Source organism: Bradyrhizobium sp. BRP19, from assembly GCF_020194195.1.
Lineage (GTDB): Bacteria > Pseudomonadota > Alphaproteobacteria > Rhizobiales > Xanthobacteraceae > Bradyrhizobium > Bradyrhizobium yuanmingense.
The window spans coordinates 26,768-51,183 of sequence record NZ_JADYVZ010000015.1 but is presented as its reverse complement, the minus strand read 5'-3'; the positions used below and the strand labels follow the sequence as shown (position 1 = coordinate 51,183).

The following is a 24,416-nucleotide window of genomic DNA, read 5'->3' as shown; positions in this document are numbered from 1 at the left end:
TGCCGGGATGCAACGGCACCTGGCGCAGGGCCTCACTCCTCCCCCGCAAGCAATGCGGCATTGCCGCCGGCCGCAGCCGTGTTGATCGTCACGGTCTGCTCGGTGGCAAAGCGCGCGAGGTAGTGCGGGCCGCCGGCCTTGGGGCCGGTTCCGGACAGGCCGCTGCCGCCGAACGGCTGCACGCCGACCACGGCGCCGATCATGTTGCGGTTCACGTAGATGTTGCCGACCTGGACGCGGTCGACGATGGCCTCGATGGTGTCGTCGATGCGCGAATGGATGCCGAGGGTGAGCCCGTAGCCGGTGCGCGCAATCGATTGCAATACACGTTCGAGGTTCTCCGCGCGATAGCGCACGACATGCAGGATCGGGCCGAACACCTCTTCGGTGAGCTGACCGGCCTCCTTGAGCTCGAAGATATGCGGCGCGACGAAGCAGCCATCCGGCGCGGTGCCCGCAAAATGCAGCCGCGCCTCGCGCTTCATCCGCGCGATATGCGCATCGAGGCGCTGCTTGGCCTCCTCATCGATCACCGGACCGACATGGGTCGCGACATCCGCGGGATCGCCGATCTTCAGTTCGCGCGCGGCGCCCGCGATCATCTCGACCATGCGGTCGGCGACATCCTCCTGCGCGAACAAAAGCCGCAAGGCCGAGCAGCGCTGGCCTGCGGAGCGGAACGCAGAGGTCACGACGTCGTCGGCGACCTGCTCGGGCAGTGCGGTCGCATCCGCGATCATGGCATTGATGCCGCCGGTCTCCGCGATCAGCGGCACGATCGGCCCGTCCTTGGCGGCCAGCGTCCGGTTGATCTGGCGCGCGACGTCGGTCGAGCCGGTGAAGACTACTCCGGCGACATCAGGATGCGCGGTGAGGACGCCGCCGATGCGGCCGTCGCCGGTGACGAGATGCAGCGCGCTTCTGGGGATGCCGGCCTCGTGCAGCAGGGCTACGGCCTCGCGCGCGATGCGCGGCGTCTGCTCGGCGGGTTTCGCCACCACGCTATTGCCGGCCATCAGCGCCGCGGTCACCTGGCCAAGGAAGATTGCGAGCGGAAAATTCCACGGCGAGATCGCGACGAACACGCCGCGGCCGCGCAGGCTAAGCACATTGCTCTCGCCGGTCGGGCCGGGCATGGCGGCATCGTTTCCGAACAGCTTGCGGCCCTGCGCGGCATAGTAGCGGCAGAAGTCGGCGGCTTCGCGCAGCTCGGACAGAGCGTCGTCGAGCGTCTTGCCGCCCTCGGCTTGCAGCAGCGCGATGAAACGGGCGCCGCGGGTTTCCAGAAGATGCGCGGCCTGCTCCAGCGCCGCCGCGCGTGTGCCTGCAGGTGTCCGGCTCCAGGCAGTAAAGCCGGCGCGCGCAGTCGTCACCGCCGCGTTGGCCTGATCCCGTGTTGCGTCAGCGACAGGCTTGAGGTCGGCCGCCGCGGCCTTCACGTCCGTCAGCAGCTGGTCGAGCGCGGCACGCTCACCGAATTCGACGCCGCGCGAATTGCGCCGCTCCGGCGCGAACAGATCTGCCGGCAACGGAATCTTGGCATGAGGGGCCTGCAACGCCTGGCCGATGGCATTCGCCGGGCGCTGCAGCAGCGCCGAAACCGGCACGCGATAATCGGCCGCCTGCGCCACGAAGGACGAGTTGGCGCCGTTCTCCAACAGGCGCCGCACCAGATAGGCGAGCAGGTCGCGATGGCTGCCGACCGGCGCATAGGTGCGATAGGCGATGTCAGGATGATCCTTTGCGAGTTGCTCGTAGAGCGCTTCGCCCATGCCATGCAGGCGCTGGAACTCGAAGCCGCCGCCATCTGCTGCGAGCTCCAGCACGGTCGCGACCGTCAGCGCGTTGTGGGTGGCGAATTGCGGGAAGATGCGCGGCCGCAAGGCGAGAAGCTTCGTCGCGCAGGCGACGAAGTTCAGATCGGTCATCGCCTTGCGCGTGAACACGGGATAGCCGTCGAGCCCGCGCTCCTGGGCGCGCTTGATCTCGGTGTCCCAATAGGCGCCCTTGACCAGGCGCACCATCAGCTTGCGGTCATGCGCGCGGGCGAGTTCATCGACATAGTCGATCACCGCGCTAGCACGCTTCTGATAGGCCTGGATCGCGAGGCCAAATCCGTCCCAGCCGGAAAGCGAGGGATCGGCGAGCGTCGCCGCGATCACGTCGAGCGACAGCTCCAGCCGGTCGGCTTCCTCGGCATCGACGGTGAAGTTGAGGTCATGCGTCTTGGCGCGCTGCGCAAGGTCCAGCAATAGCGGCACCAGCTCGGCCATCACGCGGCCGCGGCTGATCGCCTCGAAGCGCGGATGCAGGGCCGAGAGCTTGACCGAGATGCCGGGCCGGTCGGGCAGGGGATGGTTGCCCGAAGCCTTGCCGATCGTGTCAATCGCGCTGGCATAGGCGTCGAAATAGCGCTTGGCATCGGCGGCCGTGCGCGCGCCTTCGCCGAGCATGTCGAAGGAATAGCGCGGCTTCTGGCCCGAGCGCGGCCGAGCCCGCTCCAGCGCCTGCTCGATCGTCTCCCCTAACACGAAATGGTTGCCCATCAACCGCATCGCCTGGCGCGTCGCGGTGCGCACCGCCGGTGCGCCGAGCCGCTTCACCAATCGGCCGATGGTGCCGTCGGGCGTCTCGCCGGGCTGGATCACCCGCGCCGACAGGCCGAGCGCCCAGGCCGAAGCGTTGACCAGGAACGCGGTGGACTTGGTCTCGTGATGGATGAAATCGCCTTCGCCGAGCTTGTCCTCGATGAACTGGTCGGCCGTGCGCGCATCGGGCACGCGCAGCAGCGCTTCCGCCAGCACCATCAGCGCCAGCCCCTCCTTGGTCGAGAGCGCGAACTCCCGCAGCATGTCCTCGACCCCGCCGAGCCGGTCGTCGCGCTTGCGGATCGCCTCGATCAGCCGCGTCGCGATGCGGTCGATCCGGGCCTCCCGTGCGGGGATGAGATGCGAGGCCGGCAGAACCTTTGCGGCGATCTCGGAATCATCGGGGGCGTAGGGCGCGGAGAAGGGGGGCGGGATGTTCGGCATGGCGTGTCCTGTGGCTGAAATCCAGGATAAGGCCCGCGTGACCGTAGTTCGATAGACAATTTAGCCAGTTTGCCTTAGCAAATGAAGAGGATTACCCATTTGGCCAGATAAGATATGGAACTCGATCGAACAGACCGGAAAATCCTCTCGATCCTGCAGGAGGATGGGCGCATCGCCAATGTCGAGCTCGCCGAGCGCATCGGGCTGTCGCCGACCTCGATCGGCGAGCGGTTGAAGCGCCTGCAGCGCGAGGGCTTTGTCGAAGGCTATGGCGCGCGGCTCAACCCGCACCGGCTCGGCCTTGGGCTCCTGGTGTTCGTCGAGGTGCTGCTCGACAAGACCACGCCCGACAATTTCGAGCGGTTCGCCCGAGCCGTGAGGCTCGCCCCTGAAGTGCTGGAGTGTCACATGGTTGCCGGCGGCTTCGACTATCTTGTGAAGGCGCGGCTTGCAGACATGACCGCCTATCGACGCTTTCTCGGCGAGACCCTGCTGTCGATGCCGGGCGTGCGCGAGACGCGAACTTATGCGGTGATGGAGGAGATCAAGCGCGACGCACCGCTGCCGGTGGGTTAGCGAAGTGCAGTCGCGATTGTCATTGCTGTGGTTCGATGAGCGGTCTTCGCAAGGAAAAATAGCTATCCTTGTGCAATCGCAACGCCTGTCGTCGAATGCACCGGCCGTCTTCTTAAATTTTCTTGGCCCGCTCCCGGACAAATCCGGGAGGCAGCAAAGGCTGGCGCGGGCTTATACTTTGAGGTTTTCCGCGGAGGTCTTGCCCCGGTTTGCGATCTCTTCGTATTCCACCGTCTGTCCCTCGTTGAGGGTCGACAGACCGGCCTTCTGCACTGCCGAGATATGCACGAACACATCCTTGCCACCCGACGCAGGCTGGATAAATCCATAACCCTTCGTCGGGTTGAACCACTTGACCGTACCTTTAGCCATCACGACTTCTCCGCGGGTCTTCCTCCGAGATCTCGAACCGCCAGTCCCCGCCAACCGGCCGGTTCGGTCCTAACAGGATACGCGGAATGTGGCAGGCTTGGTAGCTCAAACCACATCGCCATTTCGCCGAATTCCGCTCAACTTCGCGGCGTTTTTGCCGGTTTTGCCCGTTTCGCGGTCAAATGGCAGGGGCGCGTGATGCCATCCGTCAGTAGGTCGCGGTCAGATAATCGACGATCTTGCCGACATCGGCATCGTCGATCGGTGCGCCATAGAGCTTGATCATCTTGGTCACCTCGGCCTGCCAGAACGCCCTCTTGTCCTTCATCGGCGGCTGCGTGGCGACGTAGTCGGACGAATGGCAGGCGCTGCAATTGCCCTGCACGACCTCGAGATTGGGACCGGGCTTGAAGGCGGCGACTTCGTCCGGGGTCTTGTAATTGACGGGCGCTGCAAGTGACGAGCCCATCAATGCGGTGACGGCGAGCGTGATGGCGAGGAGAACGATGCGCTGCATGATCAGTCTCCTTCAGGCCACGCTGACGCGAACGGTTTCGACGACGTTGCGCAAGTAACCCGCCGGGTTCCAGCGCGGCATGTCCGGCTGGGTCTCACCGCCATTGCCGGTGGCGCGGACCTTGAGCTCGTGGCTGCCGGCCGCGAGCTTCACCGGCAGCTTCCATTCGCGGAAGGCGTACCTGCCGAGGTCCTTGCCGAGCTTGGCGCCGACCCAGGTCTTGCCGCCGTCGGTGGAGACCTCGACCTGCTTGATGCCCTTGCCGCCATCGAACGCGATGCCGCGCAGGGTCACGGCTCCCGCCTTCAGCTTGGCGCCATCGGGGACGCTGGTGATGAAGGAGCGGATGGTGAAGCGGTTGATCGGGATCGTCGCCTTTGGCGCGGTGCCCGGCTCGACCGCATTGTTCGGCGTGTCGGGGATGCGGTAGGCCGACTTCATCCAGAAGCCGTCATAAACGTCGTCGATGACGGTGATCTCGTTGAGGTGCTTGACCCAGTAGGTGCCGAAATAGCCGGGCACGATCAGGCGCAGCGGAAAGCCGTTGAGGAACGGCAGGTCCTCGCCGTTCATGCCATAGGCCAGCATCACCTCGCCGTCGGTGGCGTGATCGATGTCGAGTGCCTTGATGAAATCCGGCGTCTTGTCGTTGACCGGTCCGTCCATGCCGTTGAAGGTGACCTGCCTGGCGCCGCTGTGCACGCCGGCCATCTCCAGCACGTTCTTCAGCGGCACGCCGCGCCAGCGCGCGCAACCCATCGCGCCGTTGGCGAGCTGACCGCCGGCGACGCGCGGCTCGAAGAAGCCGCGGCTGTTGCCGGAGCACTGGTTGACGGCGACGATCTCCGTCGCCTTCATCTTGCGGATGTCCTTCAGCGACAATTTCAGCGGCTTGTCGACCTTGCCCTTGACCTCCAGCGTGAACTTGTCGGGGTTGAGATCGTAGGGCAGGTCGGAGAGGTGGTAGCGCACGAAGAACGCGTTGTTCGGCGTGATCGGGCCGTCGTTGAACACCGCAAACGGGGTCTCGAGCTGCGGCGGCCGGCTGGTCAGGCCGATCATCGGCCGCTTCTGCGGATATTTCACCAGCGGCCGTTCGCCATTGGCGAAGGGCAGGGTCACCGTGTCGAGGGCCAGCGCCTTGGTGGAATTCAGTGTGGCCGCCATGGCGGCAAGGCCTGCTCCCTTGAGCAGGTCGCGTCGATCGAACATTCTTTCTCCTCCCGGAGCTTCTCGTTGGATCGGCGGTCATCAGCACGATCCTGCGCTCATCTGTCGCAACCATTTGCGTGAAGTCAATTCGCGCTTTCGCAGCAAGCCCATGCCGCTGCGTTGCAGCAGGCCGGTGTTGTGCTCGTAACGAGATTGACGAGCAGTAGGCCGCGACGACGGTGCGCTCCCTCGCCCCGTTCTTACGGGGAGAGGTAAAGAATCACGCCGCCACGCGCTTGCTGCGATCGACCAGCGCCGCCAGCTCCCTCGCATTCGCCACCACGCGCACTGCGAGCGGCTGGTCGCGGCCGCGGATGGCGACCTCCTGCTGCGGCAGTGCGTCGTCGGCAATATCAGCGGTACGGCGCACTTCGTCCGAGACGATCGCCTCGCAGGCCAGCGTCTTGGTCATGTCCTGCAGGCGGGCGGCGACGTTGACGGCATCGCCGAGCGCGGTGAAGACGATGTGATCGCGATAGCCGATGTCGCCGATGATGACCTCGCCGCCGTGGATGCCGATGCCGAAGCGGATCGGCTGGCGCAGATCGTGGCTCAGGAGATCGTTGAGCTCGTCGATATGCGCAGCGATTCCCGCGGCGGCCTTCATCGCCTGCCGACAGGCGGTTTGCGGGTCGGCCGCGAGTCCGAACAGCGCCAGCATGCCGTCGCCGACGAACTGGTTCGGCTGGCCGCCGTTCTCGATCACCGCTTGCGACACCGCGCCGAGGAAGCGGTTGACGATGAAGACCGTGTCGAACGGCAGGCGCTTCTCGGCCAGCTGAGTCGAGCCGCGCATGTCCACGAACAGGCTGACGAGATAGCGCTCCTGGCCGATACTGGCCGATGTCGAGACTCCGTCCGTTGCATGCGTGTGAGCTGCGAAGAGCTGGAAGAACGAGAGATCGGAGGTCGGACGCAGCTGACAGGCCAATCTGATCGAGGGATCGGCGGTGCCGACGCGGGTGAGCACGAAAGCCTCGCGCTGCGACGGAGTGGGCAGGGCATCATGATCGCCGATGATACGGATGCGGCAGGTCGAGCAGCGGGCGCGGCCGCCGCAGACGCTGGCGTGCGGCACGTTGTGGCGCAGGCTCGCCTCCAGCACCGACAGGCCCTTGGGGACCCGCACCGTCTTGCCGTTGCCGTAGGACAGCGCGATCATGCCGCCGCGCCGTTCGCGCAGGGCGCGCACGCCGCGCGCCGCCAGCACCAGTCCCAACAGACCGAAATAGCCCATGGTGAGACCGCCCGCGATGCGCTCGAGCGTGTTGCCTTCCGCAACCGTGCCGACCTTGCTGCGGGTGAGATGCTGCTTACGCCATTCGCCGTCGTCACTGTCGGCGGCGACGCTGCGGCCGCCCTGGTAGATGCCGAGCAGCGATAGCGTCGGGATCAGCACGGCGGCCGCGAGCAGATAGGGCGCCGCGCGCGTGAAGAACGGCTTCAGCCGAAGCCAGAAATAGACGCCGATGCAGCCGTGCACCCAGGCGATGAGAAGCAGGATCGTCATCTGCCAGAGCAGGCCCGGCGCCGCGACGAAGAACAAATAGAGCTCCTGCGGATACAGCTTCTCGTGTCCGTACAGCGTCTGCGCGAGCCGCACGCCGATGACATGGCCCATGACGAGGACGGGGATGCTCAAGCCGAGCACGAGCTGGAGCGGCTCGATCGTTCGCCAGCGGAACTGGCGGCGCTGATACAGCGCGTAGACGCCGAGGCCCATATGGGTGAGGGCGGCCGTGTAGAACACGATCGCGACCGGGAGGAACTGCCAGAACAGCGTGTGGTAGTAGACCCCGGTCTCCATGGCATCGACCGAGATGTTGCCGAGCGCGTGGTTGAGGAAATGACTGACGACAAAGGCGAACAGGATGATACCGCAAACGAGTCGCACCTGCCGCACCCCGGCAGCGCGGACGACTGACATCTGTGTGGGAGCGGTGGCCATGATTCGGTTGTGTCAGGTCCTGGAGGAGACCAGCCAGCGTAACCTTTAATTTCCGATATGGACAGCCAGCAGGATCACAGGGACGACGGCCCCACATTGACTCCCCCTTCCAAGTCGGGGAAAAGCGCCGCCGTGACGATCGCTCCCGACATCTCTGCAAAGCCTGACGGCGCCGAACGGCGTCTGATCCTCATGGCTGCAGCGATCATCGCCGCGATGACGCTGCTCCGCATCGTCTATGCCTCGGCCATCGAGCTGCGCACCGACGAAGCCTATTACTGGACCTGGTCGAAGGAGGCTGCGCTCAGCTTCCTCGATCATCCGCCCGGCATCGCCTGGCTGATCCGCTTCGGAACCGCGATCTTCGGCGATACCAATCTCGGCGTCCGCTTCGGCGGCATCGTCGCCATGCTGGTGACGCAGCTATTGCTCGCCGACATCGTCCGCCGCCTCACCCATGATGCGCGCGCGATCGTGTTCGCGGTGCTGATGCCGGAGGCCGCGCTTTATTACGGCCTGTTGATGGCAAAGGTCGCGCCCGACGTCGCCATGATCCCGTTCGCGGTCGCGATGATGTGGTCGCTGGTGCGGCTGGCGCAAAGCGGCGATGGCCGCTGGTGGTTGGCGGCCGGTCTGTTCGCGGGCCTCGCGATGCTGTCGAAATTTACTGTGATCATGTTCGCGCCGGCCGTTGCCGCCTTTCTGCTGGTGCCGGATTGGCGCTGGCGCTGGCTGCGCAGTCCGTACCCCTATCTCGCCGTCCTGGTCGCGATAGCGGTGTTCTCGCCGGTGCTGATCTGGAACGTGCAGCACGACTGGGCCTCGTTCCGTTTCCAGGGCGTGCGCGCCACCGCCAATTACGGCGTCTCGCTGCGTACGATCGGCGATTACATCGGCCTACAATTCGGCCTGGTCGGTTTCGTCTTGCTGCCGGTGGTGCTGACGGGCCTGGTGCTGACGGCGTGGCGCGGCTATCGCACGCGCGAGCCAATCGCGATCCTTTTGTCGACGGCGGTGCTGGTGCCGTTCGCCTATTTCTTCTTCAAGTCGCTGACGCTGCGCGTCGGCGACACCTGGCCGATGTTCATGTGGCCAGCCGGTTTTGCCGCCACCGCGGCCAACCTCGTCACGATGAGGAAAGAGGGATGGTCCGCCAGGATGCTGGACTCCTCGCTGTTCTGGGCCAGGACAGCGATCGTCTTAGGCATTCCCTTCGTCATCATCGTGTTCCTCTACTACGTTGCCGCGCCCTGGAATCTGCTCGGCAAGATCGACCCGATCGGCGCCGAGGCCGGCTACGAGCAGGTCGCCGCGCAGGCCCAAGCCGCCCTCGACGCAACAGGCGCGACCTGGATCGCAACCACGGACTACCGCACCTACGCCATGATGCGCTGGCTGTTCCGGGGCCGCGTGCCCGTGATCGAGCTCAACGAGCGCGGCCGCTTCCAGGACTTCCGCGATCCCGGCATGGACAGGATCAAGGGCCATGCCGGGATCTATGTCGGGCGCGAGCCGGACAACCGCGCATCGCTGTGGGAGCACATTCCGGCGCAGCGCGAGCAACTCGCCACGGTCGAACGCCGCTGGCGCGGCGTCGTGGCGGACACCTATGTGATCGAAAAGCTCACCGGCTGGACCCCGCAGCTCTCGCCGCCAAAGGACTCGCCGCTGTTCCAGTGGAAGGTGCTGGCGGACGCCGGCGGGCGCTCGCGTTCTCTCTCCAAGCCTCTCCAGGAGCCTGGAGCGGGAGGGTAAGCGCGAGCCTACTGCACGAGATCGGCGACGGTGGTTGCGGCCTTGAGGCCGGTGCCGGTGAGAACGGCCACCGTGGTCTCGTTCGCATTGATGGCGCCGGTTGCGGCGAGCTTGTCGAGCGCCGCAGCCGCGCTGGCGCTGGTCGGCTCGGCAAACAGGCCCTGGCGCGCGAGGCGGCGCAGGGCGGCGACGATCTCGTCCTCGGTGAGCGCGATGGTGCCGCCGCCGCTCTCGCGCAGGGCGGCGATGATCTCACGCAGGCGGAGGGGAGTCTTGATCGCGGTGCCCTCGGCAACGGTCTTGCTCACCTCGCGCGCGACGGGCGTATCGACACCGGCCTTGAAGCTTGCATCGATCGGCGAGCAATTGAGCGGCTGCGCCGCGAACAGGCGCGGCAGCTTCGAGATCTGCCCGGCCTTCATCAGCTCGCGGAAGCCGAAGGCGCAACCCAGCAGACTGCTGCCGGCGCCGACGGGAATGATGACGTTGTCGGGCGCGCGGAAACCCAGATCTTCCCAGATCTCGTAGGCCAGCGACTTGGTGCCTTCGAGGAAGAACGGCTGCCAATTGTGGCTGGCGTAGAAGGTCTGGCTCGACTGGCGGATGGCCTCGGCTTCGGATTCCTCGCGCGGGCCCTCGACGAGCTGCACGCTCGCGCCGTAGGCGCGCACCTGCGCGATCTTGGCCGGCGACGTCGAGGCCGGCGCCAGAATCTTGACGCGCATGCCGCCGGCCGCACCCAGCCCCGCCATGGATGAGCCGCCGTTGCCGGAGGAATCCTCCAGAATGGCGTCGACGCCGATCTGTCGCAGGAACGACAGCATCACCGCCGAGCCGCGGTCCTTGAAGCTGCCTGTCGGGTTGAACCATTCGAGCTTGAACAGCGGGCGCAGCGCGCCCCAGTCCTGCTGGACCAGCGGCGTGCAGCCCTCGCCGAGCGTAATCGGGTTCTCGATCTCGACCGGCAGCGCCGCCCGGTAGCGCCAGAGCGACCGCGTCCGGCCATCGATGTCCTCGCGTGAGATGCCCGCCCCCGGCGTCACCAGCAGCGGCGTGCGCTCGTCTGAGCACCAGCGCGGCTGGTCCAAGGGATAGAGCTTTCCGTTGCGGGGATCGATGTAGCTGGCGGCAGGCATAGCAGTCTCCAAGGCAGGGCAGCGCGGTGCGCCGAACTTGAAGCCCACCGCACGAAACGAAGCAACACCTTGAAAACACGAAAAATGGAACTATTTCAATTCCTTAAACTGGCCTCGCAGGCCGAGCGGCAAGCGCGATGGGCGCGCTGGCATCGGATGCGACGGCCTGACGGCCCTCTCGATGACGGGAATTTGGCCCCGAACGGCCCCTGCGCCCTGCCACGATTAACTTGTCTGTCGTCGCCGGCCGCTACAATATGTTGGATTGAGCTTGCGCCGCCGGTTCGGCGTCGCAAGTGAGCCAGGCCCGTCCGAGCGGCGGGCCGTTGGCTTTTTGGGAGCCTGGACATGAGCCGTGCCAACCGTACCGACCACATCCGCCTGACCTCCCATCCGGAGCCGGGCAGGAAGGCCGCCTTTCCCATCCATTGGGGCGCCGCTGATGCGCGCGCGCGCGGGCCGATCATCGGTACGGTGTCGCGCGCCGGGGATCGCAACGTGATCGGCAGCCATGGCGGGTCCTACGCGATGTACCGCGCGCTCGCGGTCTCCGCCGGGGCGCTGGACCCGATCAGGCGTCCTGACCTCACCAATACCTTTCCGGCCGCCACCATCGGTCCGTTCGAGCAATGGACCGATCCCACAAAAATCGTCGCGCTCGATCCCTGGGGGCATCTGGTCGCCGAGAATTTTCGCCAGGAGATCGCCGAGGGCGCGGACATCCGCCCGAGCATCGCGGTGACTCGGGCGCGGCTCGACCTGCCGGAGATTCGCGATGCGCTCGCCGCAAAGCGGCTGCGCGCCGATGGCGAGGTCGTGCACGCCAGTGGCAGCGTGTCGGTGGTGAAGATCGCGATCGATCCGGTGTGGTACCTGCCGGGCCTTGCGGCGCGCTTCGGCACCGGCGAGACCGAGCTGCGGCGCACGCTGTTCGAGCAGACCGCCGGGATGTTCCCGGAGCTGGTGACGCGCCCGGACATGAAGGTGTTCCTGCCGCCGATCGGCGGCACCACGGTCTACCTGTTCGGCGACGTGACGAAACTGCCGGACCATCGCACCAGGATCACCTGCCGCGTGCATGACGAGTGCAACGGGTCCGATGTGTTCGGCTCCGACATCTGCACCTGCCGGCCCTATCTGATCCACGGCATCGAGGAATCCGCGCGCGGCGCGCAGGAGGGCGGGCTCGGGCTCGTCGTCTACAACCGCAAAGAAGGCCGCGCGCTCGGCGAGGTCACCAAATTCCTGGTCTACAATGCGCGCAAGCGGCAGGAGGACGGCGATGCGGCCGCCGCTTATTTCGAGCGCACCGAGTGTGTGGCTGGCGTCCAGGACGCGCGCTTCCAGCAATTGATGCCGGATACGATCCATTGGCTCGGCCTCAAGCGCATCGACCGCTTCCTGTCGATGAGCGACATGAAATACGACGCGTTGACCTCGCAAGGCATCGACATCGTCGAGCGCGTGCCGATCCCGCTGGAGCTGATTCCGGCCGACGCCCATGTCGAGATCGCCGCGAAGAAGGCCGCGGGCTACTACTCGACCGACATCGCACCGGAAAAGGACGTGAACGGCGTGGTCGGGCGTTCGCTGGAAAAATACTGATCGCGATGGCGGACGCTTTGGAATCGCAGGCACGCGCGCTGCTCACCGCAAAGGCGGTGCGCGCGCGCGCCGGACAGATGCTCGAGCTCGGCCTTGCCGGCGGGCTCACCCATTTCACGGTCGATCTCGACCGCATCGATGGCGTTGCCGATGCCGTGCTCGCGGTGACCCGTAAAGCCTATCCGACACTCGACATTCCCTTTCATGCGCGCTGGCGGCACTTCGTGCTCGGCGGCATCGACCGCTGGGCCCGGCTTGCCGATGCTGCGTCCTGGCCGGATCGCGCGGCGCAAGCGCGCGCCGAGTTCGACCTCGCCATCGTCAGCGTGCTGCTCGATGCCGGCGCCGGCGCAGCTTGGCGCTATCGCGACAGCGTGACGGGAGCAGACGTAGGGCGATCGGAAGGGCTCGCGATCGCGAGCCTCGACATGTTCGCGAGCGGGCTGTTTTCGCGCGATGCGCGTACGCCGTTCAGGGCCGATGCGGAGGTGCTTGAAAGACTGCCTCTTGGCTCACTCACCTCCGCCTTTCAGGTGACCGAGGCCAATCCGCTGCTCGGCCTGGAGGGACGCACCGACCTGCTGCGGCGTCTGGGCAGGCAGGTCTCGGAGCGTGCGGACGTGTTCGGCCTGCACGATACGCCGCGGCCGGGCGGGCTGTTCGATCATATCGCAGCGCAGGCGATCGGCGGCGCCGTCGCAGCGCCCGCGATCCTGTCCGCGGTGCTGAACCAGCTCGGACCGATCTGGCCGTCGCGACTTGAGCTTGCGGGCGTGCCGCTCGGCGATTGCTGGCGGCATCCGGCGATCAAGGCGGACGACGGCACGGCAGGCCTCGTGCCGCTGCACAAGCTGTCGCAATGGCTGAGCTATTCGCTGATCGAGCCGCTGCAGCGCGCCGGCTTTGAGGTGACCGACATCGATGGCCTGACCGGGCTCGCCGAATACCGCAACGGCGGTCTGTTCGTCGATCATGACGTGCTGCGCCTGCGCGATGCCGCCGATGCCGCGCGTGCGCATGAAGTGGATTCGCTGCTCGTCGTGGAGTGGCGCGCGCTGACGGTTGCATTGCTCGACAGGTTGGCGGAGCGCATTCGCGCCAAGCTCGGCCGCACCCCTCGGACCTTGCCGCTTGCGAGCATCCTCGAAGGCGGCACGTGGGCGGCGGGCCGCGCCATCGCATTCGCACGCCGTCCCGATGGATCGCCGCCGCTCAAGGTGATCAGCGACGGCACGGTGTTTTAAACCCTCTCCCCTTGTGGGAGAGGGTGGCTTCGCGAAGCGAAGCCGGGTGAGGGGTTGTCGCCGCGGGCACATCTCTCAGTTGGAGTTCGCGGAGAGATACCCCTCATCCGGCGCTTCGCGCCACCTTCTCCAACAAGGGGAGAAGGGAAAAGCAAGAGCATCTCATCATGGAAGGCGTCACGATCGTCGATCATCCGCTGGTGCAGCACAAGCTGACGCTGGTGCGGGACAAGTCCATCTCGACCAAGTCGTTCCGCGAGCTGATCAAGGAGATCGGCATGCTGCTGTGCTACGAGGTGACGCGCGACCTGCCGCTCACCGACACCGTGATCGAGACGCCGCTGGCGACGATGCACTCGGCCAAGATCGCCGGCAAGAAGCTGGTATTCGTGCCGATGCTGCGCGCCGGCACCACCTTCGTCGACGGCATGATGGATCTGGTGCCGACCGCGCGCGTCGCCCATATCGGGCTCTACCGCGAGCCGCACAGCTTTGCCGCGGTGGAGTATTTCTTCAAATCGCCGTCTGACCTCAGCGAGCGCCTCGCCATCGTGGTGACGCCGGTGGTCGCCACCGCCAACACCGCCGTCGCCGCCATCGACCGGCTGAAGGAGCGCGGCGCCAGGGACATCCGCCTCGCCTGCCTGATCGCCGCACCGGAAGGGCTCGAACGGCTGCGCGGATTGCACCCGGACGTGCCGATCTGGACGGCGGCGGTGGATGAAGGGCTCGACGACAACGGGTTCATCCTGCCGGGCCTCGGCGATGCCGGCGACCGCGCCTACGGAACGCGGTAAGTGCTGGGCGCGTTTTAGGAACAGCTTCCACCGCGCGAGGTTCTCCTGCTTTGCGATGGAGAGCAACGATGACCTATCAGAATGACGACCGCAGGGCCGACAGAGCGCGCCGCAACAGCCCGGTCGGCTGGGCGGTCGGCGCGATCTTCGTGATCGCCGTGGTCGCGGCCGTCTTCTTCTACAATGGTCGCGAGTTCGGTCCCCAGACCACGACCTCGAACCCGAACACGGCGCCGAACGTCACCACCGGATCGAATCCACCGGCTGCGCCGGCGAAGTGATGCGCCAGGAGCGGGCCGTCACACCTTCCCGCTGCGGCAAATGCCCTTCAGTGCCTGCCACTCCGTGTCGGTCAGCAGCGGCGGGCCGCTGGCGGGCCGGTCCTCCTTCGTCATGCGCGCGAGGCGGTCCTCGGTCAGCGGATGGCTGGCGAGGATATTCGTCAGGCCGGAGCCGCCCTCTTTGCCGGTGATGCGGAACATCAGCTGGGCCGCGGGCTTCGGCGACCGGCCGAGCGCATGCATGATCTCGATCGCGAAGGTGTCGGCGCCGGTCTCGGCTTCGCGCGAATAGGACGCTTCGACCAGGCTGCGCGAGGCGAAGATCACGGCCGAGGAGCCGGTGATGTCGCCGAACAAGAGGCCGATCAGGAACGAGGTGCCGCCGTTGTAGATCAGGCCGCGCATGTTGTCGTAATGCTTGAGATGGCCGAGCTCGTGGGCGAGGATGCCGGCGAGCTCGTCGGGACTTTCGGCCTTGTCGAGCAGGCCCTTCAGCACGAACACCTTGCCGCCGGGCAGCGCGAAGGCATTCGGTATCGAGCTCGGCAGCACGCCGGCCGTCATTGAGTCGTCGAGGCCGGCCGCATCGCGCAGGCGGTTGACGAGCTTCGTGAACGCGGCCTTGCCCGCGGGGTCTTCGCACACGCCGCGGCCGAAGATGGTTTTCATCTGCACTTCGGCGGCGTCGCCGATGCGCCGTTCCACGGGCTTCGGCACCAGCGGCGCGAGCCGGTCGGCGGCGAGCGGCACGCCGAACAGGACGACGCAGACGATGGAGACGGCGGCGGCAACCGACCAGCCCACGATTTTCGCGACGCCGCTGCGCGTCGTCCGGTGCTCGTCGAGGCGCGTGCAGCGCGCGGCTACGTCCGCGGCGAGCACGGCATCGCGGATCTCCAGCCGCGCCAGAGGCGGTGCAGACGTCGCAGCCAGGCGCAGGATTCCGGGGGGACTGTCGGCGCGGCGAACGTCGGCATAGGCCCAGCGAACAGGCGTTGCGCCGTCCTCGGCGATCTCGAGCGCATCACTGAGCGTCAGCGTCACCTGCCGTCTGCGGCTCGACACGCCGTCGAAGAAGATGGTCGGACTCTCCGACTGCGCCGGGGTCTCGGCAAACACGTCACTCACAGCTCAGAATCCCGCGACATCGAGTCCGTCGGCAAAGCCTTCGCCGAGCGCGCCGGCAAGCTGACCGCTGCCGCGCACGTCCGCCGCGGCCCAGATGTTGTGCACCTCGACGGTCTCCAGCACCTTGGCCCAAAGATCGCGTTGAAGATAGACCCGCATGACGATGTTGATGGCAAGAGCGAGCGCGAAATAGCCGATCACCATCATCGCCACCATCGGGATGCTCTTCGTCGCATTGTCGCCGGCGAAGATCTCCTCGGCGGAAACGCCGGTGAGCGAGACGACCAGGAAGGCGCTGCCGCCCATATAGGCTGCGAACGCGACCGTGAGCAGCATCCACCAGCCGATCACTTTCCAATACAGGCCGTAGAAGGCATCATGAGGCAATTCCGAGGACAGGCTGACGCCACCGATGCGGATGCCGTCGAGCCACCAGCGCCATTCGCGCGCCTTGAACTCGGCATAGAAGAACGGTGCGAGCGGGAAGATGATCAGCGCGATCGGGCTGAGCAGCCAGAGCCACCAGCCGCGCTTGAAGAAGGTCCAGCCGTCGGCGTCGAAATCGCCGCGGAGATCGCCGTAATGGGTGTGCCGCATCTTGTAGCGTTCGAGCGCCGCCGCGCGCCAGGGCAGCGCGAGACCGAGCGTCAGGAGCACCAGCAAGCCCCATAGCATGGCGCGAAACGCGTAAGCCCAGCCGGAGCCGTCCATCCAGAAGCGGACGCCGCGCCAGACCGTGCGGGTCAGGCGGTAGCGCCGCGCGCGAAAAATCGCGAACTGGCCGAAGGCGTAGAAGGCGATGAATAGCGGCGTCGAGGCAAAGGCCTGCCAGCGCTCGAACTCGATGCCAATGAGAAAATAGGCGAGATAGATCGGCAACAGGATCGCGAGCGCGAACAGGAAGCCGACCAGGAGCTCCTTGGCCCGTCCGGTGTATTCGGCCGCATCGCCATCGATCGCGGTGTGCGTCCACAGATGACGGCGGATGTCGGTGACGAGCCAAAACCGGTAGAAGCCGAAGGTCACGAGCTCGAGCATGGCACCCTTGGTGACCATTTTGCGGAACTCGGAGCGGCTGCCGGAGAAATCGACCCGCGTCGCCGGCAGCGGCGGGGGCAAGGGTTCGGACCCGATCGGGGTCCATTGCATGTCGTTCACGGCGGCAACCTCGGGATGCGGATCTGTTCCGGCCAAACTATAGATCAGAGGTTAGTCGATCCCCAAGATGAGCGGGTTCGATTTAGCTCGATTCCAGCGGGTTTCTCGCACGATTCTCTGTCGTTCGGCGTGCGGGAGGTCACGTTCTCGTGGCGTCGTGACGATCGTGCAACGCGCTCGTGAAGGCTGGATGTGGCAAAACTCTCCCTTGCCCCGGCGCAGACAACCGGCTGTAATTGCAGATCAAATACCGCAGCGCAGAATTCAACGACGCGCGGTTCATATTCAGGGAGAACGGTCATGCATGGGACCATCGAAAGCGCGGCCAAGCTCGACGCCTTGCGCGAGCGCGCGATGTCGCTGCCGCTGGAGCAGTTCGATCCCGGCGACCCCGAATTGTTCAGGACCGATACGTTCTGGCCCTATTTCGATCGGCTGCGCCGCGAGGATCCCGTGCATTACTGCAAGGACTCGATGTTCGGGCCGTACTGGTCGGTGACGCGCTACAACGACATCATGGAGATCGAGACCAACCATGCGGTGTTCTCCTCGGCCTCCGCGCTCGGCGGCATCACCATCCGCGACATCGATCCGGATCTACGCCGTGAGAGCTTCATTTCGATGGACCCGCCGCGCCATGCCGCCCAGCGCAAGACCGTGGCGCCGATGTTCACGCCGACGCATCTGGACAATCTCGCCATCAACATCCGCAAGCGCTCGGCCGAGTGCCTGGACAACCTTCCCCGCGGCGAGGTGTTCGACTGGGTCGACCGCGTGTCGATCGAGCTCACCACGCAGATGCTTGCGGTGCTGTTCGATTTCCCCTGGGAGGATCGCCGCAAGCTGACGCGCTGGTCCGACGTCGCCACCACGATTCCCGGGCCTGACGGCCTGGTCGCGACCGAGGACGAGCGGCAGGCCGAGCTGACGGAATGTGCGGCCTATTTCTCGAAGCTGTGGAAGCAGCGCATCGAACAGCCGCCGAAGAGCGACCTATTGTCGATGATGGCGCATGGCACTGCTACGCGCGACATGGATGCGAAGAACTTCCTCGGCAATCTCATCCTCCTGATCGTCGGCGGCAACGACACCACGCGCAACACCATGTCGGGCTCGCTTCTCGCGCTGAGCCAGCATCCGGAGCAATATCGCAAGCTGCGCGAGAACCCTGACCTGCTCGACAGTTTCGTGCCGGAGGTGATCCGCTGGCAGACGCCGCTCGCGCATATGCGCCGCACCGCGCTGTCCGATTTCGAGTTCCGCGGCAAGCAGATCAAGAAGGGTGACAAGGTCGTGATGTGGTACGTCTCGGGCAACCGCGACGAGGACGTGATCGACAGGCCCTACGAGTTCATCATCGACCGCGCCCGCCCGCGTACGCACCTGTCCTTCGGCTTCGGCATCCATCGCTGCGTCGGCCTGCGGCTCGCCGAGCTCCAGCTCAAGATTATTTGGGAGGAAATTCTCAAGCGGTTCGACCATATTGATGTGGTCGGCGAACCCACCCGGGTCTATTCGAGTTTTGTAAAGGGTATCGAAACGCTGCCGGTGAAGATTGCTGCGTGAGTCGAACGCAACGGAGCCACGATCATGAACATCCAAGCGCCGGTTAAAGTGGACAAGGCCGAACGCATGCGCAGGGCCCGCGAGGAGGCCTATGCGACGCCGTTGTCGCAATTCCACCCCGGCGCGCCCCGGTTGTTCCAGGACGACACGCTGTGGCCCTGGTTCGAGCGGCTGCGTAAGGAAGAGCCGGTGCATTACTGCACCAATGCGCCGATCGAGCCGTATTGGTCGGTGGTGAAGTACAACGACATCATGCATGTCGACACCAATCACGGCATCTTCTCCTCGGATTCCAAGCTCGGCGGCATCTCGATCCGCGACGTGCCGGAAGGCTACGACTATCCGAGCTTCATCGCGATGGACCAGCCCCGGCATTCGGCGCAGCGCAAGACGGTCTCGCCGATGTTCACGCCGACACACCTGGACGAGCTGGCAAAGCTGATCCGCCAGCGCTCGCAGACCGTGCTGGACAATCTGCCGCGCAACGAGACGTTCAACTTCGTCGAGCGCGTCTCCATCGAGCTGACCACGCAGATGCTGGCGACCCTGTTCGACTTCCCCTGGGAGGAGCGGCGCAAGTTGACGCGCTGGTCCGACGTTTCCACCGCGCTGCCCAAGAGCGGCATCGTCGCCAGCGCCGAAGAGCGCCGCCGCGAGATGGACGAGTGCTACGCCTACATGTCCAAGCTCTGGAACGAGCGTGTCAACTCCGCGCCGCGCAACGATCTGTTGTCGCTGATGGCCCACAACGAGGCCACGCGCCACATGGACCCCGACAACCTCATGGGCAACATCATCCTGCTCATCGTCGGTGGCAACGACACCACGCGCAACACCATGACCGGCTCGGTGCTGGCGCTGAACGAGAACCCGGAGCAATACGACAAGCTGCGCGCCAATCCGGAGCTGATCGATTCCATGGTGCCGGAGGTGATCCGCTGGCAGACGCCGCTGGCGCATATGCGTCGCACCGCATTGCAGGACACCGAGATCGGCGGCAAGCACATCAAGAAGGGCGACCGCGTCGTGATGTGGTACGTCTCCGGCAACCGCGACGAGGAGATGTTCGACAAGCCGGACGAGTTCATCATCGACCGCCCGCGCCCGCGCACGCACCTGTCCTTCGGCTTCGGCATCCACCGCTGCGTCGGCATGCGCCTCGCCGAGCTGCAGCTGCGCATCGTCTGGGAAGAAATGCTGAAGCGCTTCGACCGCATCGAGGTGGTCGGCGAGCCCAAGCGGATCTATTCGAGCTTCATCAAGGGCTATGAGTCGCTGCCGGTGCGGATACCGGGCTGACCACTATGGCAGAGACCAACTCGATCGACATGCTCGCAGACATCATGGCGATGTCGGGCTTCCCGCAATCCTCAGGCATGCGCGTCGTTGCAGCCGAGCCGGGCAATGTTGCGCTGGCGCTGACCAAGAAACCGGAGCTGACGCAATTCTTCGGCCATTTCCACGGCGGCGTGATCGCGGGCCTGGCCGACCAGGCCGCCGGCGCCGCGGTCAGCACCGCGCTCCCGAAGGGCCGCATCGCCGTCACGGTCGAGATCAAGATCAACTTCCTGGGACCTGCCGACGGCGAAGAAATCATCGCGAGCGCCGAGGCAATCCAGGTTGGCGGCTCGATCGCGGTCGCCAAGGTGGAAGTGGTTTCAGAGTCGAAGGGAAACCGGCGCGTCTGCGCCTTCGGGCTCGCGACCATGCGCGCGGTCGAGATGCCGGCGCGGCCATGATACGCGCGCTATAGAATTCCGGCATGACTGCTCAAGCAAAATGAGAAGGGAACGGCGCCTTTTCGGAGCCTAAGCACTGGGGAAACGGCCGGCTAGGCCGTAGACCCTTCAGGCCAGCTTGATGTCCCAGATGCCTTCCTTGCGGCAGGCCGCGATTTCCTCCCGCAGCAGCGCCGTCACGGCGGCGGTCGCTGTCGTCACCGGGCGCTCGATCGGAGAGGCCACGATGAGCTCACGCGACATCGGCTTCGAAATCGGCGCAGCTTCCAGCCGACCATCCGCGACCTCGGCATGGACCGAAGACGGCGGCAGCAATGCGAAGCCGAGCCCCTCCTCGACAAGGCTCGTGAGCACCCTGAACGAGTCGGCCTCGAGCTGCACGTCGAGTTTGATGCGCTTGCGCGCCGCGGCGTGCTCGATCAGCGCGCGGAGGCCGTGGGAATGAGAGGGCAGCACCAGGCGTTGCCGCAGCAGCCAGCCGATGTCGACGCTCTTCTTGCGCGCCAAGCCGCAGCCGCGCGGACCTACCGCGACGATGTTGTCGCGCCCCAGGCTCTGCACGTTCAGATGCAGGTCGGCCGAGCGGCCGTAGAGGATGGCGAGATCCATCTCGCCGCGATGCAGCCATTCGACCAGATGCCCGCTGTAGCTCTCGACGATGCGCAGCGAGATGCCGGGAAATTTTTCGACACAGCGCCGTGCAAAGCGCGCCGACAGCACGCAGCTCACGGTCGGAACCAGGCCGAGCACGACCTGGCCGGACGGCGGCCCCTTGGCCGACTGGATGTCGTCGCGGATCTGGTCGATCTGCCGCACGATGCCGGAGGTGCGTGCGAGCAGCAGGCGGCCGGCCTCGGTCAGCACCATGCCGCGGCCGTTGCGCGTGAAGAGTTCGGTGCGCAGCTCGTGTTCCAGCAGCTTGATCTGCCGGGAGAGCGCCGGCTGCGCCACGCGCAAGGTGTCGGAGGCCTTGGACAGGCTGCCGAGCTCCGCCACGCAACTGAAGGTCCTGAGCTGCCGGAAATCCATGCTTGCCAATCCTGGAAGGCTACTCCATACGCTATAACAAATGAGCATAGGGGGCGGGCATTGTTTTCACAACGCCCGTGGGTTGGCCGGCGTTATCTTTAACTGCCGCTGAGAATTGGAAACGCCATGAGTCAAGAACACCACGCCGAAGATTACGCCGACATCCGCGAGGCCATAGCCAAGCTCTGCGCCCAGTTCCCCGGCGAATATTGGCGCAAGCTCGACCGCGAGATGGCCTACCCCAAGGCGTTCGTCGATGCGCTGACCGAGGCCGGCTATCTCTCGGTGCTGATTCCCGAGGAATACGGCGGCGCGGGCCTGAAGCTGTCGGCGGCCGCCGCGATCCTGGAAGAGATCCAGCGCGCCGGCTGCAACGGCGGCGGCTGCCACGCCCAGATGTACACGATGGGCACGGTGCTCAGGCACGGCAATGCCGAGCAGAAGGCAAAGTACCTGCCGAAGATCGCGAGCGGCGAGTTGCGCCTGCAGGCGTTCGGCGTCACCGAGCCGACCAGCGGCACCGACACCTCCTCGCTGAAGACGTTCGCGCGCAAGGACGGCAACGACAGCTACATCGTCAACGGCCAGAAGATCTGGACCAGCCGCGCCGAGCATTCCGATCTGATGGTGCTGCTGGCGCGCACCACCCCGAAGGACCAGGTCAAGAAGCGCACCGATGGCTTGTCGGTGTTCATCGTCGACATGCGCGAGGCCAAGAACAACGGTCTCGAGATCCGCCCGATCCGCACCATGATGAACCACGCCACCACCGAAGTGTTCTTCACCGACATGAGGGTGCCGGCGGAGAATCTGATCGGCGAGGAAGGCAAGGGCTTTCGCTACATCCTCTCCGGCATGAATGCCGAGCGCATCCTGATCGCGGCCGAATGCGTCGGCGACGCAAAGTGGTTCATCGCGAAGGCGACGAACTACGCCAAGGAGCGCGCCGTGTTCGGCCGGCCGATCGGCCAGAATCAAGGCATCCAGTTTCCGATCGCAAAAGCCTACGCCTCGATGCGCGCGGCCGAGCTGATGGTGAAGGAAGCCACGCGCAAATACGAGGCCGGGCTCGATTGCGGCGCGGAGGCCAACATGGCCAAGATGCTGGCGGCGGATGCGTCCTGGGAAGCGGCGAACGCCTGCATCCAGACCCATGGCGGGTTCGGCTTTGCCGAGGAATACGACGTCGAGCGCAAGTTCCGCGAGACGCGGCTCTACCAGGTGGCGCCGATCTCGACCAACCTCGTGCTGTCCTTCGTCGCCGAGCACGTGCTCGGCATGCCGCGCTCGTACTGAGGTGGCGGCCATGGGAGCATTGGACGGGATCAGGGTGATTGCGGTCGAGCAGGCGGTGGCGGCGCCGTTCTGCTCCTCGCGCCTGGCGGATGCCGGCGCGGAGGTGATCAAGATCGAGCGGCCCGAGGGCGATTTCGCCCGCGGCTATGACGCGGCGGCCAAGGGCCAGAGCAGCTATTTCGTCTGGCTCAATCGCGGCAAGCAATCGGCGGTGGTCGATCTCACCACGAAGGAAGGCCGCGCCGAGCTGGAGAAGCTGATCGCGAGTGCCGACGTGCTGATCCAGAACCTGAAACCCGGCTCGATGGACAAGCTCGGCTTCTCGCGCGAGCGGCTCTTGAAGGACTATCCCAAGCTGATCTCGTGCACCATCACCGGTTATGGTGACGAAGGTCCCTACGCCCACCGCAAGGCCTATGATCTCCTGATCCAGGCCGAGAGCGGGCTCGCCTCGATCACCGGCAATCCCGACGGCGCCTCGCGCGTCGGCATGTCGATCGTCGACGTCGCAACCGGCGCCACCGCGCATGCCGCGATCCTGGAGGCGCTGATCGCGCGCGGGCGCACGGGCAAGGGCGCCGACATCCGCATCTCTATGTTCGACGTGATGGCGGATTGGTGCACCGTGCCGCTGCTCAATGCCGAAGCCGGCAATTCACCCAAGCGCATGGGCCTGCGCCATCCCTCGATCGCGCCCTATGGCGTGTTCACCTCGAAGGACGGCAAGGACATCCTGATCTCGATCCAGAGCGAGCGCGAGTGGAAGACGCTGTGCGCGAAGGTGCTGGATCAGCCGGACCTGCCGGCCGATCCCCGCGTCGCGAACATGGTCGAGCGCGTGCGCAACCGCGATTTCACCGACACGACGGTGGCGGATGCTTTCGGCAAGATGACTCGCGACGAGCTCTTGAAGCGGCTGTCGGACGCGGACATCGCATTCGCCGAGGTCAACACCATGGCCGACCTCGCCAACCATCCGCATCTGCGGCGGATCGAGGTCGACACGCCGAACGGCCGCGTCAGCTATCCCGCGCCGGCGCCGATCATCGTCGGCGAGACGCGCAGCTACGGCGCCGTGCCCGCCATCGGCGAGCGTCCTCAGTCCAAATAAAGAGAGCGAGGCGTCATGACCGAGAAGCTCGACATCGATCATCTCCGGCAATGGATCGGGCGCAGCCAGGAGGCCACCGACATCGTCACCGCGCAGCTCGTCAAGGGCCTGCGCGCGACGCTGTTCCAGGAGGTCGGCGAGCCCAAGGCGGGCGACGCTGCGCCGTTCACGGCGCACTGGTGCCTGGCGCAGCCGGTGTTCCCGATGTCGATGTTAGGGCCCGACGGCCACCCGACCCGCGGCGGCTTCCTGCCGCCGGTGCCGCTGCCGCGCCGGATGTGGGCCGGCGGCGAGATCGAGTTCTTGCAGCCCTTGTGCGTCGGCGATGAATCGACGCGAACATCACGCATCGCAGACGTGCAAGTGAAGACGGGCTCGACCGGCACGCTGTGCTTCGTCTCGGTCGAGCACAGCATCTCCTCGCCGAGAGGCACGGCGATCCGCGAGCGGCAGGACATCGTCTATCGCGAGATGACTGGCAGCGCGCCGGCTGGCGGCAAGGCGTCGCCTCCGCCGCCCAAGGCGCAGCATCGCGAAACGCATGTGTCCGATCCCGTGCTGCTGTTCCGCTACTCCGCGCTGACCTTCAACGGCCACCGCATCCATTACGACCGCGATTACGTCACCAAGGTCGAGGGCTATCCGGGCCTGATCTTCCATGGCCCGCTGCAGGCGGCGCTGATCGTCGAGATGGCGGCCAAGCTTCGTGGCGGCAAGGCGCCGAAGAAGTTCTCGTATCGCGGCGTGCAGCCGCTGTTCGAGGGCACGGAGTTCTCCGTCAACGCCAACGAGACCGAGGCGGGGATGGAGCTTTGGACCGCGAACGCGGAGGGGCAGCCGACGATGAAGGGCACGGCGGTGTGGTGATAGTCTCTCCTCGTCGTTGCGAGGAGCGAAGGGACGAAGCAATCCAG

The 24,416-nt window shown here is 65.6% G+C and carries 21 protein-coding genes; 12 read left to right on the top strand and 9 right to left on the bottom strand.

Going from position 1 to position 24,416, the window contains the following annotated elements; genetic code table 11:
- Positions 1–32 precede the first annotated feature (32 nt).
- Positions 33–3,032 carry a bifunctional proline dehydrogenase/L-glutamate gamma-semialdehyde dehydrogenase PutA gene (gene putA / locus I6F36_RS30880; protein ID WP_225172815.1) on the bottom strand — a complete coding sequence of 1,000 codons (3,000 nt, stop codon included), beginning with the start codon at positions 3,030–3,032 and terminating at the stop codon, positions 33–35.
- A gap of 114 nt (positions 3,033–3,146) precedes the next feature.
- On the opposite strand from putA, the gene I6F36_RS30875 reads away from it, so the two are divergent.
- Positions 3,147–3,608, top strand: coding sequence for an Lrp/AsnC ligand binding domain-containing protein (locus I6F36_RS30875; RefSeq protein WP_036009699.1), 462 nt, complete (start codon positions 3,147–3,149; stop codon positions 3,606–3,608).
- A 171-nt stretch (positions 3,609–3,779) separates the two neighbouring features.
- On the opposite strand, the gene I6F36_RS30870 is transcribed toward I6F36_RS30875, so the two are convergent.
- The 4 genes from I6F36_RS30870 to I6F36_RS30855 form a co-directional block, all read right to left on the bottom strand.
- On the bottom strand, positions 3,780–3,980 hold the full coding sequence (locus I6F36_RS30870) for a cold-shock protein (RefSeq protein WP_008563500.1): 201 nt from the start codon (positions 3,978–3,980) through the stop codon (positions 3,780–3,782).
- A gap of 208 nt (positions 3,981–4,188) precedes the next feature.
- A complete protein-coding gene (locus I6F36_RS30865) occupies positions 4,189–4,497 on the bottom strand; it encodes a cytochrome c (RefSeq protein WP_225172814.1) in 309 nt (102 codons plus the stop codon).
- Between the two features lie 12 nt (positions 4,498–4,509).
- Complete coding sequence (locus tag I6F36_RS30860; protein ID WP_225151780.1) at positions 4,510–5,709, bottom strand: molybdopterin-dependent oxidoreductase; 1,200 nt, start codon at positions 5,707–5,709, stop codon at positions 4,510–4,512.
- A gap of 220 nt (positions 5,710–5,929) precedes the next feature.
- Complete coding sequence (locus tag I6F36_RS30855; protein ID WP_225172813.1) at positions 5,930–7,657, bottom strand: adenylate/guanylate cyclase domain-containing protein; 1,728 nt, start codon at positions 7,655–7,657, stop codon at positions 5,930–5,932.
- A 192-nt stretch (positions 7,658–7,849) separates the two neighbouring features.
- Between I6F36_RS30855 and I6F36_RS30850 the strand changes: the two genes are divergently transcribed.
- Entirely contained in the window at positions 7,850–9,412 is a 1,563-nt protein-coding gene (locus I6F36_RS30850) for a glycosyltransferase family 39 protein (RefSeq protein WP_225172851.1), read from the top strand.
- 8 nt (positions 9,413–9,420) lie between these two features.
- Here the strand turns inward: I6F36_RS30850 and I6F36_RS30845 are convergent, their stop codons facing one another.
- The gene (locus I6F36_RS30845) at positions 9,421–10,548 is read right to left on the bottom strand and encodes a threonine synthase (protein WP_225172812.1); all 1,128 of its coding nucleotides are present in this window, start codon (positions 10,546–10,548) and stop codon (positions 9,421–9,423) included.
- Positions 10,549–10,896: 348 nt separating this feature from the next.
- On the opposite strand from I6F36_RS30845, the gene I6F36_RS30840 reads away from it, so the two are divergent.
- From I6F36_RS30840 to I6F36_RS30825, 4 genes are all read left to right on the top strand, one after another.
- Positions 10,897–12,153, top strand: coding sequence for a GTP cyclohydrolase II (locus I6F36_RS30840; RefSeq protein ID WP_036028644.1), 1,257 nt, complete (start codon positions 10,897–10,899; stop codon positions 12,151–12,153).
- A 5-nt stretch (positions 12,154–12,158) separates the two neighbouring features.
- Positions 12,159–13,397: a URC4/urg3 family protein gene (locus tag I6F36_RS30835; RefSeq protein WP_225172811.1), complete on the top strand. Its 1,239-nt coding sequence runs from the start codon at positions 12,159–12,161 to the stop codon at positions 13,395–13,397.
- Between the two features lie 167 nt (positions 13,398–13,564).
- Complete coding sequence (gene upp / locus I6F36_RS30830; RefSeq protein WP_036009715.1) at positions 13,565–14,194, top strand: uracil phosphoribosyltransferase; 630 nt, start codon at positions 13,565–13,567, stop codon at positions 14,192–14,194.
- Between the two features lie 68 nt (positions 14,195–14,262).
- Complete coding sequence (locus tag I6F36_RS30825; protein WP_225148013.1) at positions 14,263–14,475, top strand: hypothetical protein; 213 nt, start codon at positions 14,263–14,265, stop codon at positions 14,473–14,475.
- 18 nt (positions 14,476–14,493) lie between these two features.
- Here I6F36_RS30825 and I6F36_RS30820 read toward each other — a convergent pair whose 3' ends face one another.
- Positions 14,494–15,603, bottom strand: coding sequence for a M48 family metallopeptidase (locus I6F36_RS30820; protein WP_225172810.1), 1,110 nt, complete (start codon positions 15,601–15,603; stop codon positions 14,494–14,496).
- Positions 15,604–15,606: 3 nt separating this feature from the next.
- Positions 15,607–16,752, bottom strand: coding sequence for a DUF898 domain-containing protein (locus tag I6F36_RS30815; RefSeq protein ID WP_225172850.1), 1,146 nt, complete (start codon positions 16,750–16,752; stop codon positions 15,607–15,609).
- 309 nt (positions 16,753–17,061) lie between these two features.
- On the opposite strand from I6F36_RS30815, the gene I6F36_RS30810 reads away from it, so the two are divergent.
- From I6F36_RS30810 to I6F36_RS30800, 3 genes are read left to right on the top strand one after another with little or no spacing between them, the layout of a single operon-like run.
- A complete protein-coding gene (locus tag I6F36_RS30810; protein ID WP_225113917.1) occupies positions 17,062–18,327 on the top strand; it encodes a cytochrome P450 in 1,266 nt (421 codons plus the stop codon).
- 24 nt (positions 18,328–18,351) lie between these two features.
- Complete coding sequence (locus I6F36_RS30805) at positions 18,352–19,626, top strand: cytochrome P450 (RefSeq protein WP_225172809.1); 1,275 nt, start codon at positions 18,352–18,354, stop codon at positions 19,624–19,626.
- A gap of 5 nt (positions 19,627–19,631) precedes the next feature.
- Entirely contained in the window at positions 19,632–20,066 is a 435-nt protein-coding gene (locus I6F36_RS30800; RefSeq protein WP_225172808.1) for a PaaI family thioesterase, read from the top strand.
- A 108-nt stretch (positions 20,067–20,174) separates the two neighbouring features.
- Here the strand turns inward: I6F36_RS30800 and I6F36_RS30795 are convergent, their stop codons facing one another.
- The gene (locus tag I6F36_RS30795) at positions 20,175–21,095 is read right to left on the bottom strand and encodes a LysR substrate-binding domain-containing protein (protein WP_225172807.1); all 921 of its coding nucleotides are present in this window, start codon (positions 21,093–21,095) and stop codon (positions 20,175–20,177) included.
- Positions 21,096–21,221: 126 nt separating this feature from the next.
- On the opposite strand from I6F36_RS30795, the gene I6F36_RS30790 reads away from it, so the two are divergent.
- Genes I6F36_RS30790 through I6F36_RS30780 form a run of 3 tightly spaced genes read left to right on the top strand, consistent with a single transcriptional unit; the run spans position 21,222 to position 24,369 of the window.
- The gene (locus I6F36_RS30790; protein WP_225144228.1) at positions 21,222–22,391 is read left to right on the top strand and encodes an acyl-CoA dehydrogenase family protein; all 1,170 of its coding nucleotides are present in this window, start codon (positions 21,222–21,224) and stop codon (positions 22,389–22,391) included.
- 10 nt (positions 22,392–22,401) lie between these two features.
- The gene (locus tag I6F36_RS30785; protein ID WP_225172806.1) at positions 22,402–23,502 is read left to right on the top strand and encodes a CaiB/BaiF CoA-transferase family protein; all 1,101 of its coding nucleotides are present in this window, start codon (positions 22,402–22,404) and stop codon (positions 23,500–23,502) included.
- Between the two features lie 15 nt (positions 23,503–23,517).
- Entirely contained in the window at positions 23,518–24,369 is an 852-nt protein-coding gene (locus I6F36_RS30780; protein WP_225172805.1) for a MaoC family dehydratase N-terminal domain-containing protein, read from the top strand.
- The last annotated feature ends 47 nt before the right edge of the window (positions 24,370–24,416 follow it).

Excerpts from the sequence above, each read along its gene's own strand:
- I6F36_RS30810 (WP_225113917.1), top strand. The coding sequence starts at position 17,062 with ATGCATGGGACCATCGAAAGCGCGGCCAAGCTCGACGCCTTGCGCGAG.
- I6F36_RS30860 (WP_225151780.1), bottom strand. The coding sequence starts at position 5,709 with ATGTTCGATCGACGCGACCTGCTCAAGGGAGCAGGCCTTGCCGCCATG.
- I6F36_RS30805 (WP_225172809.1), top strand. The coding sequence starts at position 18,352 with ATGAACATCCAAGCGCCGGTTAAAGTGGACAAGGCCGAACGCATGCGC.
- I6F36_RS30855 (WP_225172813.1), bottom strand. The coding sequence starts at position 7,657 with ATGGCCACCGCTCCCACACAGATGTCAGTCGTCCGCGCTGCCGGGGTG.
- I6F36_RS30825 (WP_225148013.1), top strand. The coding sequence starts at position 14,263 with ATGACCTATCAGAATGACGACCGCAGGGCCGACAGAGCGCGCCGCAAC.
- I6F36_RS30815 (WP_225172850.1), bottom strand. The coding sequence starts at position 16,752 with ATGCAATGGACCCCGATCGGGTCCGAACCCTTGCCCCCGCCGCTGCCG.
- I6F36_RS30840 (WP_036028644.1), top strand. The coding sequence starts at position 10,897 with ATGAGCCGTGCCAACCGTACCGACCACATCCGCCTGACCTCCCATCCG.
- I6F36_RS30845 (WP_225172812.1), bottom strand. The coding sequence starts at position 10,548 with ATGCCTGCCGCCAGCTACATCGATCCCCGCAACGGAAAGCTCTATCCC.
- I6F36_RS30835 (WP_225172811.1), top strand. The coding sequence starts at position 12,159 with ATGGCGGACGCTTTGGAATCGCAGGCACGCGCGCTGCTCACCGCAAAG.
- I6F36_RS30785 (WP_225172806.1), top strand. The coding sequence starts at position 22,402 with ATGGGAGCATTGGACGGGATCAGGGTGATTGCGGTCGAGCAGGCGGTG.
- I6F36_RS30780 (WP_225172805.1), top strand. The coding sequence starts at position 23,518 with ATGACCGAGAAGCTCGACATCGATCATCTCCGGCAATGGATCGGGCGC.
- I6F36_RS30865 (WP_225172814.1), bottom strand. The coding sequence starts at position 4,497 with ATGCAGCGCATCGTTCTCCTCGCCATCACGCTCGCCGTCACCGCATTG.
- I6F36_RS30800 (WP_225172808.1), top strand. The coding sequence starts at position 19,632 with ATGGCAGAGACCAACTCGATCGACATGCTCGCAGACATCATGGCGATG.
- I6F36_RS30850 (WP_225172851.1), top strand. The coding sequence starts at position 7,850 with ATGGCTGCAGCGATCATCGCCGCGATGACGCTGCTCCGCATCGTCTAT.
- putA (WP_225172815.1), bottom strand. The coding sequence starts at position 3,032 with ATGCCGAACATCCCGCCCCCCTTCTCCGCGCCCTACGCCCCCGATGAT.
- I6F36_RS30795 (WP_225172807.1), bottom strand. The coding sequence starts at position 21,095 with ATGGATTTCCGGCAGCTCAGGACCTTCAGTTGCGTGGCGGAGCTCGGC.
- I6F36_RS30870 (WP_008563500.1), bottom strand. The coding sequence starts at position 3,980 with ATGGCTAAAGGTACGGTCAAGTGGTTCAACCCGACGAAGGGTTATGGA.
- upp (WP_036009715.1), top strand. The coding sequence starts at position 13,565 with ATGGAAGGCGTCACGATCGTCGATCATCCGCTGGTGCAGCACAAGCTG.
- I6F36_RS30875 (WP_036009699.1), top strand. The coding sequence starts at position 3,147 with ATGGAACTCGATCGAACAGACCGGAAAATCCTCTCGATCCTGCAGGAG.
- I6F36_RS30790 (WP_225144228.1), top strand. The coding sequence starts at position 21,222 with ATGAGTCAAGAACACCACGCCGAAGATTACGCCGACATCCGCGAGGCC.